Source organism: Georgenia satyanarayanai (assembly GCF_900116375.1).
Classification (GTDB): Bacteria; Actinomycetota; Actinomycetes; order Actinomycetales; family Actinomycetaceae; genus Oceanitalea; species Oceanitalea nanhaiensis.
Genome location: NZ_UETB01000018.1, coordinates 19,387 through 33,253, shown reverse-complemented (window position 1 = coordinate 33,253; position 13,867 = coordinate 19,387). Strand labels below are relative to the sequence as shown.

14 protein-coding genes are annotated in these 13,867 nt (G+C 73.4%); 5 read left to right on the top strand and 9 right to left on the bottom strand.

Going from position 1 to position 13,867, the window contains the following annotated elements; translation table 11 throughout:
* Window positions 1-209: 209 nt before the first annotated feature.
* Together cysK and epsC are read left to right on the top strand one after the other, a co-directional pair.
* Window positions 210-1,145 carry a cysteine synthase A gene (gene cysK / locus DSZ44_RS16405; RefSeq protein ID WP_110853711.1) on the top strand — a complete coding sequence of 312 codons (936 nt, stop codon included), beginning with the start codon at window positions 210-212 and terminating at the stop codon, window positions 1,143-1,145.
* A gap of 1 nt (window position 1,146) precedes the next feature.
* Window positions 1,147-1,728: a serine O-acetyltransferase EpsC gene (epsC, locus tag DSZ44_RS16400; protein WP_181424692.1), complete on the top strand. Its 582-nt coding sequence runs from the start codon at window positions 1,147-1,149 to the stop codon at window positions 1,726-1,728.
* On the opposite strand, the gene DSZ44_RS16395 is transcribed toward epsC, so the two are convergent.
* Window positions 1,725-2,663: an AraC family transcriptional regulator gene (locus DSZ44_RS16395; RefSeq protein WP_258369648.1), complete on the bottom strand. Its 939-nt coding sequence runs from the start codon at window positions 2,661-2,663 to the stop codon at window positions 1,725-1,727. The two genes, epsC and DSZ44_RS16395, sit on opposite strands and share 4 nt — an antisense overlap.
* A gap of 139 nt (window positions 2,664-2,802) precedes the next feature.
* On the opposite strand from DSZ44_RS16395, the gene DSZ44_RS16390 reads away from it, so the two are divergent.
* The gene (locus DSZ44_RS16390) at window positions 2,803-3,681 is read left to right on the top strand and encodes an NmrA family NAD(P)-binding protein (RefSeq protein WP_110853709.1); all 879 of its coding nucleotides are present in this window, start codon (window positions 2,803-2,805) and stop codon (window positions 3,679-3,681) included.
* Window positions 3,682-3,692: 11 nt separating this feature from the next.
* Here the strand turns inward: DSZ44_RS16390 and DSZ44_RS16385 are convergent, their stop codons facing one another.
* Genes DSZ44_RS16385 through DSZ44_RS16375 form a run of 3 tightly spaced genes read right to left on the bottom strand, consistent with a single transcriptional unit; the run spans window position 3,693 to window position 5,458 of the window.
* Window positions 3,693-4,175 carry a nucleoside deaminase gene (locus DSZ44_RS16385; protein ID WP_110853749.1) on the bottom strand — a complete coding sequence of 161 codons (483 nt, stop codon included), beginning with the start codon at window positions 4,173-4,175 and terminating at the stop codon, window positions 3,693-3,695.
* Window positions 4,176-4,221: 46 nt separating this feature from the next.
* Entirely contained in the window at window positions 4,222-5,139 is a 918-nt protein-coding gene (locus DSZ44_RS16380; RefSeq protein ID WP_110853708.1) for an Fpg/Nei family DNA glycosylase, read from the bottom strand.
* The gene (locus DSZ44_RS16375) at window positions 5,132-5,458 is read right to left on the bottom strand and encodes an MGMT family protein (RefSeq protein WP_110853707.1); all 327 of its coding nucleotides are present in this window, start codon (window positions 5,456-5,458) and stop codon (window positions 5,132-5,134) included. The genes DSZ44_RS16380 and DSZ44_RS16375 overlap by 8 nt, the downstream gene beginning before the upstream one ends.
* A 51-nt stretch (window positions 5,459-5,509) precedes the next feature.
* On the opposite strand from DSZ44_RS16375, the gene DSZ44_RS16370 reads away from it, so the two are divergent.
* Entirely contained in the window at window positions 5,510-6,793 is a 1,284-nt protein-coding gene (locus DSZ44_RS16370; RefSeq protein ID WP_258369644.1) for a GNAT family N-acetyltransferase, read from the top strand.
* A gap of 143 nt (window positions 6,794-6,936) precedes the next feature.
* On the opposite strand, the gene DSZ44_RS16365 is transcribed toward DSZ44_RS16370, so the two are convergent.
* A complete protein-coding gene (locus DSZ44_RS16365; protein WP_110853706.1) occupies window positions 6,937-7,383 on the bottom strand; it encodes a ribose-5-phosphate isomerase in 447 nt (148 codons plus the stop codon).
* 85 nt (window positions 7,384-7,468) lie between these two features.
* Here DSZ44_RS16365 and DSZ44_RS16360 point away from each other — a divergent pair, with 85 nt between their 5' ends.
* The gene (locus tag DSZ44_RS16360) at window positions 7,469-9,469 is read left to right on the top strand and encodes a M13 family metallopeptidase (protein WP_110853705.1); all 2,001 of its coding nucleotides are present in this window, start codon (window positions 7,469-7,471) and stop codon (window positions 9,467-9,469) included.
* Between the two features lie 51 nt (window positions 9,470-9,520).
* Here DSZ44_RS16360 and DSZ44_RS16355 read toward each other — a convergent pair whose 3' ends face one another.
* From DSZ44_RS16355 to cimA, 4 genes are all read right to left on the bottom strand, one after another.
* A complete protein-coding gene (locus DSZ44_RS16355; protein ID WP_110853704.1) occupies window positions 9,521-10,066 on the bottom strand; it encodes a hypothetical protein in 546 nt (181 codons plus the stop codon).
* Between the two features lie 61 nt (window positions 10,067-10,127).
* Window positions 10,128-10,829: a YggS family pyridoxal phosphate-dependent enzyme gene (locus DSZ44_RS16350; protein WP_110853703.1), complete on the bottom strand. Its 702-nt coding sequence runs from the start codon at window positions 10,827-10,829 to the stop codon at window positions 10,128-10,130.
* Between the two features lie 134 nt (window positions 10,830-10,963).
* A complete protein-coding gene (gene lplAB / locus DSZ44_RS16345) occupies window positions 10,964-12,013 on the bottom strand; it encodes a lipoate-protein ligase LplAB (protein ID WP_110853702.1) in 1,050 nt (349 codons plus the stop codon).
* Window positions 12,014-12,057: 44 nt separating this feature from the next.
* The gene (cimA, locus tag DSZ44_RS16340) at window positions 12,058-13,677 is read right to left on the bottom strand and encodes a citramalate synthase (RefSeq protein WP_110853701.1); all 1,620 of its coding nucleotides are present in this window, start codon (window positions 13,675-13,677) and stop codon (window positions 12,058-12,060) included.
* Window positions 13,678-13,867: the final 190 nt, after the last annotated feature.

Here is a 13,867-nt window from a genome sequence, read left to right as displayed (position 1 = left end):
GAACGCAGGCCGGCACGTCGACCGGCCCGGCAGCAGTGAGAGGAGATGTCGCAGCCGTGCCCGTGCTCGCCCTCCCCGCCTCCTCCCGCTGCCACCCCTGTCTGTAGAGCGCCCGGCTCCAACCGTGCGGCCTGCCGCATGCCCGGCGCTCCCCCCGCCACCACCGTCGGTGGCCCCTGCTCCCAAACCTCCGAAGTGAAGGAAGTCCCATGGCACGCATCTACGACGACGTCACCGCCCTCATCGGCCGCACCCCGCTCGTGCGCCTCAACCGCGTCACCGAGGGCCTGAACGCGACCGTCCTGGCCAAGCTCGAGTTCTACAACCCCGCCAACTCCGTCAAGGACCGCATCGGCGTCTCGATCGTCAACGCGGCCGAGCAGTCCGGCGCGCTGCCCCCCGGCGGCACCATCGTCGAGGCGACCTCCGGCAACACCGGCATCGCCCTGGCGATGGTCGGCGCCGCCCGCGGCTACAACGTCGTCCTCGCGATGCCCGAGACGATGAGCCGCGAGCGCCGCGCGCTGCTGCGCGCCTTCGGTGCCGAGCTCGTCCTCACCCCCGGCTCCGAGGGCATGAAGGGCGCCGTCGCCAAGGCCGAGGAGATCGCCGCGGAGCGCGAGGGCGCGATCCTCGCCAAGCAGTTCGCCAACGAGGCCAACCCCGCCATCCACCGCCAGACCACCGCCGAGGAGGTCTGGAACGACACGGACGGCGAGGTCGACTACTTCGTCGCGGGCATCGGCACCGGCGGCACCATCACCGGCGTGGGCCAGGTGCTCAAGGAGCGCAAGCCCGACGTCAAGATCATCGCCGTCGAGCCGGCCGAGTCCCCGATCCTCAACGGCGGCCAGCCCGGCCCGCACAAGATCCAGGGCATCGGCGCGAACTTCGTCCCGGAGATCCTCGACACCTCCGTCTACGACGAGGTCATCGACGTCAACGCCGAGCAGTCCGTGGAGATGGCCCGCCGGCTCACCGCCGAGGAGGGCATCTTCGTCGGCATCTCCTCCGGTGCCGCGGTGACCGCCGCGCTGGAGATCGCCGCCCGGCCCGAGGCCGCGGGCAAGACGATCGTCGTCGTCATCCCGAGCTTCGGTGAGCGGTACCTGTCGACCCCCCTCTACAGCGAGTTCGCCGACTGACGTGCACGACTCCCGCATCCGCTTCTGGGTCCTCCTGCGGGAGGACCTCGAGGCTGCGCGCCGCGGCGACCCCGCGGCGCGCAGCCTCGCGGAGGTGGCCCTCGGCTACCCCGGGGTCCACGCCCTGTGGGCCCACCGGGTCTGCCACCGCCTGTGGCACGCCGGCCCCCTGGGCAAGCTGCCGGCGCGCCTGCTCTCCCAGCTCGTGCGCGCGCTGACCGGCGTGGAGATCCACCCGGCCGCCGTCCTGGGGCGCCGCCTGTTCATCGACCACGGCATGGGCGTCGTCATCGGCGAGACCTCCCGGGTGGGCGACGACGTCGTGCTCTTCCACGGCACCACGCTGGGCGGCCGCTCGATGACCCACGGCAAGCGCCACCCGACCATCGGCAACCGTGTGGTCATCGGTGCCGGGGCGAAGGTGCTCGGGCCCATCAGCGTGGGCGACGACGCTCGGATCGGGGCCAACGCCGTCGTCGTCAAGGACGTGCCGGCCGGCGCCGTCGCGGTCGGGGTACCGGGCCGGGTGCGTGAGCGTCCCGCCGAGGTGGACCCCTGGGCCGACCCGGCGCTGTTCATCTAGGCGGACCCGCGCCGCACGGCGCCGGGGGTCCGCCCCACCGTGCGGGTGAAAGCCCGGCTGAACGCCGCCTCGGAGCGGTAGCCCAGCTCCGTGGCGAGCGCGGCGACCGTCGTGTCGCCCTGCGCCAGCCGGGTCTGGGCGAGGAGCATCCGCCACCGGGTCACGTAGGCCATCGGTGTCTCCCCGACGAGCGCGGCGAACCGGGAGGCGAAGGACGAGCGCGACATCGCCGCGGTGCCGGCCAGCCGATCCAGGGTCCACGGCAGACCGGGCTCGGCGTGCACCGCCTCCAGCACCCGGCCGACCCGCTCGTCGTCCAGGGCCCTGAGCCAGCCCTCCCGTGCTGCAGGGTCACGCTCGAGCCAGCCGCGGATCCCCTGGACGACGAGGATGTCGGCCAGCCGGGTGGCCACCACCTCCCCGCCGGGCCGGAGGTGGGACAGCTCCTCGGCCATGAGGCGCACCGTGTCACGAACGGTGGACGCGCCGTCCGCGAGGACCACCGGCGGCAGCGCCCGCACCAGCTCGTGCGCCAGCGGCTCGTCGAAGCCGACGACGCCGCACACGAGCTGGGTGGCGGGCCCGCCACCACCGTGGCGCAGGACCGAGTAGTGCTCGGTGAGGTAGTCCTGCGGGAGCCGCTCCACCCGCCGTGGCGGAGCGCTCCCCGGGGCGCTGAGCAGGTCGTGGCCACGTCCGTGGGGGACGAGCGCGAGCTCGCCGGCGCGCAGCTCGACGGGTGCGAGGCCGGGCACGCTCACCCAGCAGGTGCCCGCGGTGAGCACGTGGAAGCTCACGGCATCCGCCACCGCGGGCATCCGCAGGGCCCACGGGGCGGTGAGCTGGGCGCGGCAGTAGAAGGTCCCGCGCATGCGCACGGTGTGCAGGGCCCGCGTCAGCCGGCCTCCCGGCCGCCACGGCGGCGTCGCGTCCACCGGCCCAGTGTGGCACCCCTGCCCGAGCGTCCGGCGAGGCTGGACGGATGAGCAAGAACCACGGCCGTATGGGCATGGATCGACCGGCCCGGCGGACCTAGCGTCGGACTCCCAGTCACCCTGACCTTTGGAGCACGCCATGTACGTCGTTACTGGAGCCACCGGGCGCGTCGGGTCCGCCGTCGCCCGTCACCTGCTCGACCACGGCGCGAAGGTCCGCGTCCTCGTTCGCCGGCCTGCTGCCGCGCCGGAGTGGGCGGCCCGCGGCGCGGACGTCCGCGTCGCCGACCTGCGCGACCGCGCCGCCCTCGCCGCCTCCCTCACCGGCTGCGCCGGGTTCTTCACCCTGCTGCCCTTCGACCTCACGGCCGCCGACCCCTCGGCGCACGCCGCGGCTGTCGTCGCGGCCACCGCCGCCGCCGTGGCGGACGCGCGGGTGCCGCACGTCGTCGTCCTCTCGTCCGGTGGTGCGGACCTGGCCGCGGGAACCGGTCCCGTGGCGGGGCTGCACGCGCTGGAGCAGGCGCTGCTGGCGTCGGGGGCCACCGTGACCGCGCTGCGGTCGGGCCACTTCCAGGAGAAGGTCACCGATGCCCTCGACCTCGTCCGCGAGCAGGGCGTCTACCCGGTCCTCGCCGCGTCCGCGGACGTGGCCCTGCCGATGGGCGCGACACGGGACCTCGGTGCCGTCGCCGCCGGCGCGCTCCTCTCCCCGCCCGCGTCGAGCGAGGCGGTCGACGTGCTCGGCCCGGCCACCACCGAGCGGGAGGTGGCCGCCGTCCTGGCCGCGGCGCTCGGCCGCGACGTCGACGTCGTCACCGTCCCGGAGGAGGCCTGGGTGGAGACGCTCGCGGGCACGGGCCTGCCCGTGCCCGCCGCCGAGAGCCTGGCCGAGCTGTACCGGGCGGACAAGCGAGGGCTGCTCGCGCCGCGCGGGGACCGCGCCGTTCACCTGAGCACGCCGATCGCCCGGACCGTCTCCGAGCTCGTCGGCGCCGCTCCCGCCGCGGTGGAGTAGCAGGCCCGCGCTCAGTACGGCACGCGGTCCCCCTTGCCCTCCCAGGCGAGGAAGGGCCGCGTGGCCGTGGGCACCCGCTGCCCGACGACGGGCAGCAGCCCCCGGCGCGCCGGGTCGGTGAAGTAGTCGTGGAAGGCGGCGTCGTCGAAGCCCGCGCGGGCGGCGTCGTGGCGGTCGGCGGCGTAGTGGACGGTGTCGACGCGTGCCCACAGGGCCGCCGCGACACACAGCGGGCAGGGCTCGCAGCTCGCGTAGAGGACGGCGCCGTCCAGCGCGACCGATCCCGTCGCGGCGCAGGCGTGCCGGATGGCGACGACCTCCGCGTGGGCCGTCGGGTCGACGGTCGCCACCACCCGGTTGGTCCCGACGAAACGCCGGCCGTCGGGCAGCACGATGACGGCGGCGAACGGGCCGCCGTCGCGGGCAACGTTGGTCTCGGCCCGCCGCACGACGTCGGTCAGCTCGGCGGTGACGGTCTCCTCATCCGGTCGCATGGCGTTGATGCTGCCCGCACCCACGGCGTCCGCGCGAGGTCTTTCCTCAGGCGGTGGCCGACGGGCGGCGCTGCTCGCGGGGGCACCAGAAGACCCGCCGCCCGGCCATCTCGTCCTCCGCGACCTTGCTGCCGCAGCGCAGGCACGGGCGCCCCTCGCGGTGGTAGACGTACCAGCGGTCCTCGCCCTCCTGCCGGTCCTCCGGCTCGGTGGTGACGATGCGGCCGGTGGCCACGCCGTCGGACATGAGCGTGACGAGGTCGGCCCACATCTCCCGCAGCCGCGGCGCGGCGACGGTGCGCCCGAGCTTGCGGGGGTGCAGGCGGGCCCGGTAGAGCGCCTCGGCGCGGTAGATGTTGCCGACGCCCGCGATGACCGACTGGTCCATGAGCAGCTCCCCCACCGGCCGGGCCCGGCGGCGCACGTTGGCGACGAACTGCTCGACGTCCCCGTCTGCGCGCAGCGGGTCCGGGCCGAGCCGGGCCTGGACGGCGTCCTTCTCCTGCGGCGTCACGACCTCGCACGCCGTGGGGCCGGTGAGGTCGGCGACGCCGTGCTCCCCCAGCAGGCGCACCCGCACCGCTCCCCTGGGCTCGGGCACCGTCCACTCCGACGGCGCCGGAGCCTTCCCGCCCGGCAGGGCCGTCTCCTCCTCGGCCACCCGGCGCCTGGGCGCGCCGATGGCGTGGGGTGCGTGGAAGGTGGCGTCACCGGAGAAGGTCCACGAGCCGTACAGCCCCAGGTGCACACGCAGCCAGCGGAAGTCCTCGGAGGCCTCCCCGTCCTGCGCGAAGCCGAGGAACAGGTGCTTGCCGTGGGCGTCGGTGGCCGCCAGCCGCCGCCCGTCGAGCAGCTCGGCGCCCGCGGCGAAGCGTCCCTGCGGTGAGGTGACCTCCAGGCGCTCCCCGTGGAGCAGCTCGTCGAAGGCGAGCGCGAGGCGGTGGATCGAGTGGCCTTCAGGCATTGAGGTCCTCCACGGGGTCCCACAGGGCGCGGGTGAGGTCGACGGAGCCGCCGGGGCGCCGCGGCGTCCCCTCGGCGCGGTAGTGCTCGGCGGCGCGGGCGGTGAGCTGCTCGGGCAGCGAGCCGTCGGCGCGGACCACCCGCCACCAGGCGACCGAACCTCCCTCACGGGACATCACCGCGCCGACCGACCGTGCCGACCCGCGGCCGGTGCGGGCGCGGGCGGCCTCGGCGATGAGTCCGTAGGTCGTGGCGCGGCCGGGCGGGACGTCGTCGGCGATGTCGAGGACGAGCTCGCTCCAGTCGGTCACGCCGGCCATTGTCCCAAAAAGCGCTCGCCGCGCCGTCGGGCCCGCTGCCATGCTCTGTCCGTGACCTTCACGCACCCGCCGAAGACCCCGCTCCCGTCCGGCTACCGCCTCGCCGAGCTCGACGACGTCGCCGACCGCGAGGCGATGCGCGAGATCGACCGCTGGGCCTTCGCCTTCGACCTCGACCCCGAGGACGAGCCCGCCGACGTGTGGAACCTCGAGCCCGGCCGCAGCGTCGGCGTGTGGCACGACGGGCCGCGCGGCACCACGCTCGCGGCGATGCACTCCTCGTACGCCTTCCGGGTGCAGGTCCCGGGCGGGGAACCTCTGCCGGCCGCCGGACTCACCTGGGTGGGCGTCCACCCCGCCCACCGCCGTCGCGGCCTGAGCCGGGCGATGCTGCACGCGCACCTGCGCCGCAGCCGCGAGCGCGGCGAGGTGCTCTCCGTGCTCAACGCCGCCGAGAGCGGCATCTACGGGCGGTACGGCTACGGCATCGCCACGCACCGGGTCTCGGCCACGCTCGGCCGCGGCGCCGGGCTGCGACCCGTGCCGGGCAGCGAGGAGCCCGTCGTCGAGCTCGAGAGCCTCGACGGCCCGCGGCACAGCGCCGAGCTCGAGCGCGTCCACGGCCAGGTGGTGCGTCCCGGGTGGATCACCCGGGACACCGACGCCCTGCGCCAGACGCGGGTCCTCGACTGGCCCTCCGCCCGCCGCGGCGCCGAGCGGCGGCGCATCGCCCTCGTACGGGACGCCTTGGGTGAGCCACGGGGCTATGCGCTGTTCCGCCGCAAGGAGAAGTGGAGCGACGAGGGGAAGCCGGAGGGCACCGTCCAGGTCCACGACGTGCTCGCGCTCGACGCCCCGGCGGCCCGGGCGCTGTGGGCGGCGTTGCTCGACCTCGACCTCATGGCGGCCGTCGAGGTGGGCAACCTCGCGCCGGACGACGCCGTCCTCGGCCTGCTCACCGACGTCCGCGGCATCAACCGCAAGGTCCACGACGACGTCTGGCTGCGCATCCTCGACCTGCCGGCCGCGCTCCGGGCGCGGGCCTACCCGTGCGTCGTCGACGTCGTCCTCGAGGTGAGCGACCCGCTCGTCCCGGACAACGCCGGGCGCTGGCACGTGCGCGGCGGGCCGCAAGGCGTGGAGGTGACGCGCTCCCAGGACCCGGCACACCTCGCCGTGGACGTCTCCGACCTCGGCGCCGCCTACCTCGGCGGCAGCTCGCTCACCGCCCTCGCCGCGGCCGGGCGGGTCACCGAGCTCGTCCCCGGGACGCTCGTACCGGCGGCGACGGCCTTCTCCTGGCCGGTGGCCGCGTCCACCGGCTGGGGCTTCTGAGCTCGTCCCGCACGCAGCGGGGAGTGGTGGTGCCGAGGCGTCAGACTGAGTCACCGGGTGGATCAGTCTGACGTTTCGGCGCACCCCCCTCCCGGACTGCGCTCGCGGGCGGCCCGGCCGGGCGGCGGCGACGCCCGACGGCGTCAGCGCTGCTCGTACGCCGCGAGCTGGTCGATGCGGCGCTGGTGACGGGCCTCGCCGGAGAACGGCTCGGCGAGGAAGGCCTCGACCATCGCGATCGCGTCGTCGACCGAGTGCTTGCGCGCTCCCAGGGAGAGGACGTTGGCGTCGTTGTGGGTGCGCGCGAGCGTGGCGGTGTCGAGGTCCCAGGCGAGCGCGGCGCGTACGCCGCGGACCTTGTTCGCCGCGATCTGCTCGCCGTTGCCCGAGCCGCCCAGCACGATGCCCAGGCTGCCCGGCTCGGCGACGACGGCCTCCCCGGCGGAGAAGCAGAACGACGGGTAGTCGTCCTGGGCGTCGTAGGTGTCGGCACCGTGGTCGACGACGTCGTGGCCACCGGCGGTGAGATGTTCGACGAGGGTGGCCTTGAGCTCGAACCCGGCGTGGTCGGCGGCGATGTGGATGCGCATGGCCCCTATCTTGCCGTGTCGCGCGACCGTCGCGGGCGACGATCTCAGCCCGCGCCGGGAACCGCGCCTCCCGTATCGTCGGACCATGACGACTGACGAGACCACCACCTCGATGTCGTTCGAGCAGGCCATGGACACGACCGTGCGGCCGCAGGACGACCTCTACCGCCACATCAACGGGACCTACCTCCGCGAGCACGAGATCCCGGCCGACCGGGCCCGCGACGGCGCCTTCATGGTGCTGCGCGACCTGTCCGAGAAGCGGGTGCGCGAGATCATCACCGACGCCGCCGCTGCCGAGGACGCCACCGGTGAGGCCAAGCAGGTCGGGGACCTGTACGCCTCCTTCATGGCCGAGGAGCGCATCGAGGCGCTGGGCACCGGGCCGCTCCAGCCCGACCTCGAGCTCTTCACCGCCGCCCGTGACAAGGAGGCCCTCGCCCGGGCCATGGGCACCCTGGCCTCCACGGGGGTGGGCGGAGCCGTCGCCCTCTTCGTCGACACCGACTTCAACGACCCCGACAGCTACCGCGTCTTCCTGTGGCAGAGCGGCCTCGGCCTGCCCGACGAGTCCTACTACCGCGAGGACGCCCACGCCGAGACGCGGACCGCCTACCTCGCTCACGTCGCCGCCATGCTCGAGCTCTCCGGGCTGGTCACCGCGGACGAGGCGATGGGAGCGGCGCAGCGCGTCGTGGACGTCGAGACGCGCCTGGCCGCCGGCCACTGGGACAAGGTGCGCTCGCGCGAGGCCGACCAGATCAACAACCCCCGCACGTGGGCCGAGATCCTCGAGTCCGCCGCCGGCTTCCCCTGGGACGTGTGGCGCGAGTCGCTCAACCTGCCCGCGGGCGCCGTCGACTCGACGATCGTCGGGATGCCCTCCTTCCTCAGCCACTTCGCCACGGCGTGGGAGGAGCTGGACGTCGACTCCCTGCGCATGTGGCTGCTGTGGCACGTCGTCTCCGCCCGCGCGCCCTACCTGCCGACCGCCTTCGTCGAGGAGCACTTCGACTTCTACGGCCGCACCCTCACGGGCGCGCCGCAGATGCGCGAGCGCTGGAAGCGGGGCGTCTCCCTCGTCGAGGGCGCCCTGGGCGAGGCCGTGGGCAAGATCTACGTCGAGCGCCACTTCCCGCCCGCGCACAAGGCGCGGATGCAGGAGCTCGTCGACAACCTCATCGAGGCCTACCGCCAGTCGATCACCGAGCTGGACTGGATGGGCGAGGAGACCAAGCGGCGCGCGCTGGAGAAGCTCGCCGCCTTCACCCCGAAGATCGGCTACCCCGACCGGTGGCGCGACTACTCCACCCTCGAGACCGACCCGACCGACCTGCTGGGCAACGTCCGTCGCGCCGAGCTCTTCGAGACCGCACGCAACCTCGCCAAGCTCGGCGAGCCCATGGACCGCGACGAGTGGTTCATGCCGCCCCAGATGGTCAACGCGTACTACAACCCGACGATGAACGAGATCGTCTTCCCGGCCGCGATCCTCCAGCCCCCGTTCTTCGACGTCGACGCCGACGACGCGTGGAACTACGGCGGCATCGGCTCGGTCATCGGGCACGAGATCGGCCACGGCTTCGACGACCAGGGCAGCAAGTACGACGGCACGGGCCGGTTGCAGGACTGGTGGACCGAGCAGGACCGCACCGAGTTCGAGGCCCGCACCACGGCCCTCATCGCCCAGTACGACGCCTTCTCCCCCGCCCAGCTGGGCGGCTCCCACCACGTCAACGGCGCCCTGACGATCGGGGAGAACATCGGGGACCTCGGCGGGCTGTCGATCGCGATCAAGGCCTACGAGATCGCGCTGCGCAAGCAGGGGCTGTCCGGCCTGGCGGACGCACCGGTCGTCGACGGGCTCACCGGGCTGCAGCGCATCTTCTTCTCGTGGGGCCGCGTCTGGCAGCAGAAGGCGCGCGACGCCGAGGTGGTCCGGCTGCTGTCGATCGACCCGCACTCCCCCAACGAGTTCCGCTGCAACGGGGTGGTGCGCAACCTCGACGCCTTCGTCGAGGCCTTCGACGTCCAGCCCACCGACGCGCTCTACCTTCCCCCCGAGGAGCGCGTGCGCATCTGGTGACCGACTGACCTTAAGGGCCGCCCGGGGACTCCCCGGGCGGCCCTTCTCGTGTCAGAACAGCTCGTAGGACGCGCGGGCGACCGCGAAACCGTAGCCGGACTCGTCGTGCCGGCAGGTGACCCCGGACTCGGCGCTCTCGCAGGTGAAGCCGTGCGCCGTCGTCGTCTGCCCGTAGTCGAGGGCGGGGACGTCACCGGCGACGACGAGCGGCTCGCACGGCATCGACGCCCCGGCGGCCTCCACGCGCAGGTGCCCGCCGGCGTCCTCGTCCTCGCAGTCGGCGTCCTCGGGCTCGTACTGGAAGTTCGAGATGACGCAGTCGGCGCTGTCGGGGGTAAGGGCGCAGACGATGTTGCCCGACGGCGAGGCGAAGTACTCCGCCTCCGGCTCCTCCGTCGGTGTCTCGTCGCCCGTCGCGTCGTCGGTCGCCTCGTCCGTGCCGGACGAGGCGGCGGCGCTCGGCGTCGCGTCGGTGGGCTCGTCCCCACCGCCCGCGAGGCGTCCGGCGAGGAGGATGACGAAGAGCAGCACGAGGATGCTGACGACGACGATGAGGAGCAGCTGCGCCGGTGTCAGCCGGCGGCTGGTGTCGGACATGGACCTTCCCGTCTCTCGAGAACCCCGACACGGTACGCGACGGGACCCCGTGGAGGACAACCTAGCGGGTGGGGCGAGCCCCGAACACGGCGGTCCCGACCCGGACCATCGTCGCGCCGGCGGCGACGGCGACCTCGAGGTCGGTGCTCATCCCCATCGACAGCTCGCGTGCGTCGGCGGTGCCCGGTGCGCCGCTCGCCACGACGTCGTCGCGCAGCGTGGCGAGCCGATCGTAGGACGCACGGACGACATCGACGTCGCTGGACCGGGCGCCGATCGTCATGAGCCCGCGCAGCCGCAGGTGCGGCAGGGCCGCGACGGCGACGGCGAGCACCACCGCGTCCTCGGGCGTGGCCCCCGCCTTGGTCGCCTCCCCGGAGGTGTTGACCTGGACGAAGACGTCGAGGCGGCGCCCCTCGCGGCCGGCGAGGCGGTCGAGCCGCTCGGCGAGCGCCAGGGCGTCGACGCTCTGGACGCAGCTGACGAGAGGGACGACCTTGCCCGCCTTGTTCGACTGGAGCCGGCCGATGAAGTGCATCTCGTGCGGGAGGTCGGCGAGGTCGGGGGCGGTGCCGACGAGCTCCTGCGCCCGGTTGTGGCCCAGCAGGTGAGCGCCGGCGGCGATCGCCTCCCGGACGCGGTCCGCGGGCAGGGTCTTGACCGCCAGGAGGAGCTGGACGTCAGCGGGGTCGCGCCCCGCGGCACCGGCGGCGCGGGCGACGCGGTCCCGGACAGCCGCCAGTGCTTCCAGGACCTCACTCACGCGTCCGAGCCTATCGTCCCCGCTGCCTGCTGCCGGATCGCGCCACAATGGCGGGCACGCGGGCGGGGCGCGCCGCGCCGGCGCCGCGCCCCTGGGCGTGTCGCCCCCCGGTTGTGGCGGGATCCGGACGCGGCTCAGGGAACCCGGTAGGTCCAGGCGTCGTCGAGGAACTTGTCCTGGACGAGCTGCTCGGCGCGGGCCAGCTCGTCGGCGGTGTAGTCCGAGCACACGGTGTCGTAGCGACCCTCGAAGTGGGCGATGAAGGCGTCGATGATGGCCGCGCGGCTCATACCGGTCTGCGAGCGCATCGGGTCGACCCGCTTGTTCGCGCTCGCCGTGCCCTTGTCCGACATCTTCTCCCGGCCGATGCGCAGCACCTGGAGCATCTTGTCCGCGTCGATGTCGTAGCTCATCGTCACGTGGTGCAGGACCACGCCGCTGGCGAAGCGCTTCTGCGCGGCCCCGCCGATCTTCCCGGCGTCCGAGGCGATGTCGTTGAGCGGCACGTACCGGGCGTTGACCCCGACCTCCCTGAGGGCGCCGAGGACCCAGTCGTCGAGGAAGGCGTAGGAGCGCTCGAAGCTCAGCCCCTCGACCAGCGAGGTCGGCACGACGAGGGAGTAGGTGATGCAGTTGCCGGGCTCCATGAACATCGCGCCACCGCCCGAGACGCGGCGCACGACCGTCATCCCGTGCCGGGCCAGCCCCTCGGGGTCGATCTCGTTGCGCACCGACTGGAAGGACCCGATGACCACGAGCGGGGCGTCCCAGTCCCAGATCCGCATGAGCGGGCCGCGTCGGCCGGCGGCGACCTCTCCGGGCAGGACCTCGTCCAGGGCCACGTGCATCGCGGGGGGCAGCACCCGGGGGCCGATGACCTCGAAGGTGTGGTCGGCCCAGCTCGTCGCGTGACCGAGCGCGCGGCGCACCGCGATCCCGACGGCGTCGGCGCTGAAGCCGACGAGCGCCACCTCGGGGTCCAGCGCCCGCGTCACCGCCCGGGCCAGCTCCTCGGCACCCGCGGTCGCGGGCACGCCCTCGAGGGCCGCGTTGATGTCCTCCAGCGCGGAGTCGGGCTCGAGGAAGAAGTCGCCCGAGACGCTGACGTGACGCAGCCGGTCCTCGACGACGTCGAGGTCGACGGCGACCAGCTTGCCCTGGGGAACCTTGAACTCGCCTCGCACGCCTAGCAGGCTACCGCGCCCCGTCCCCGCCGGACGCGGCCGGGTCAGCGGGGGTGGACGTCGCGGTGGAGCAGGCCGTAGACGACGGAGTCGACCAGGGCCTCCCAGCTCGCCTCGATGATGTCGGGACCCACGCCCACCGTGCTCCACGAGCGCGCGCCGTCGGAGGTCTCGATGAGCACGCGGGTGGTGGCGTCGGTACCGGACTGGGTGTCGAGGATCCGCACCTTGAAGTCGATGAGCTCGAAGTCCTCGAGCTCGGGGTACACGTCGACCAGTGCCTGGCGCAGGGCGTGGTCCAGCGCGTTGACCGGGCCGTTCCCCTCGCCGGTGCACACGATCCGGCCGCGGCCGGTGTGGAGCTTGACGGTGGCCTCCGCCATGGTGAGGGAGATGTCCTCGCTCAGCGTCTGCACGATCGCCCGCCAGCTCTCGACCGAGAAGTAGCGCGGGCGGACGCCGTCGAGCTCCTCACGCAGCAGGAGCTCGAAGGACGCGTCGGCGGCGTCGAAGGTGTAGCCCTGCGCCTCGGCCGCCTTGACCCGCTCGGTGACACGCGCGAGCACGTCGGCGCGGCCGGACAGGTCGATGCCCAGCTCCCGGCCCTTGAGCTCGATGCTCGCCCGTCCCGCCATCTCCGAGACGAGCATGCGCATGTCGTTGCCGACGGCGACGGGGTCGATGTGCTGGTAGAGGTCGGGGTCCACCCGGATCGCCGAGGCGTGCAGGCCGGCCTTGTGGGCGAAGGCGCTGGACCCGACGTAGGGCTGGCGCGCGTAGGGGCTGATGTTGGTGATCTCGCTGATCGCGTGCGACAGCCGGCTGGACTCACGCAGTCCGTCACCGGCGAGGGTGTCCACGCCGTGCTTGAGCTCGAGGTTGGCGACGACGGTGACGAGGTCGGCGTTGCCGGTCCGCTCGCCGTAGCCGTTGACCGTCCCCTGGACGTGGCGCACGCCGGCCTCGACGGCGGCGAGGGAGTTGGCGACCGCGCAGCCGGTGTCGTTGTGGGCGTGGATGCCCAGGACCCCGTCGACCCGGGAGCGCACGTCGGTGACGATCTCGTGGACCCAGCCCGGCAGCATGCCGCCGTTGGTGTCGCACAGGACGGCGACGTGCGCCCCGGCGTCCAGGCCTGCCCGGATCGCGGCGACGGCGTACTCGGCGTCGTAGCGGTACCCGTCGAAGAAGTGCTCGGCGTCGAGGATGACCTCGCGGTCCTGCTCGCGCAGGTAGCGGACCGTGTCCGCGATCATCCGGAGGTTCTCCTCCCCGGTCGTGCGCAGGGCCCGCTCGACGTGCCGGATGTCGCTCTTGGCGACGATCGTCACGACGGGCGCCTGGGAGTCGACGAGGGCGCGGACCTGCGGGTCGTCGTGCGGACGGGTGCCGGCCTTGCAGGTCGAGCCGAAGGCGGCCAGCCGCGCGTGGCGCAGGTCCAGCTCCTTGGCGGCGCGCGCGAAGAACTCGGTGTCCTTGGGGATGGCGCCGGGCCACCCACCCTCGATGTACCCGACCCCGAGCTCGTCGAGGAGCGGGGCGATGGCGAGCTTGTCCGCGACCGAGAGGTTCATGCCCTCCTGCTGCGCGCCGTCGCGCAGGGTCGTGTCGTAGACGTCGATGGTGAGCTCAGCCTGCGAGGCGAGGCGCGTCGTCGTGCTCATGGTGTCCGTTTCCCTCTGTCAGCCGTGGCAGTCCTGCTCCCCAGCGGGGGTGGTGCCGGGTCTCGGTCGCCGCCGGGCAGGTGGCCCCGGCAACAAAAAAACCTCCCGGGGTACGGGAGGTTGCGCACGTGGCGGGTGGTGCCGCGTGCGCTAGCCGATAATGAGCCGGAACTGCATGGGGTCATGATGC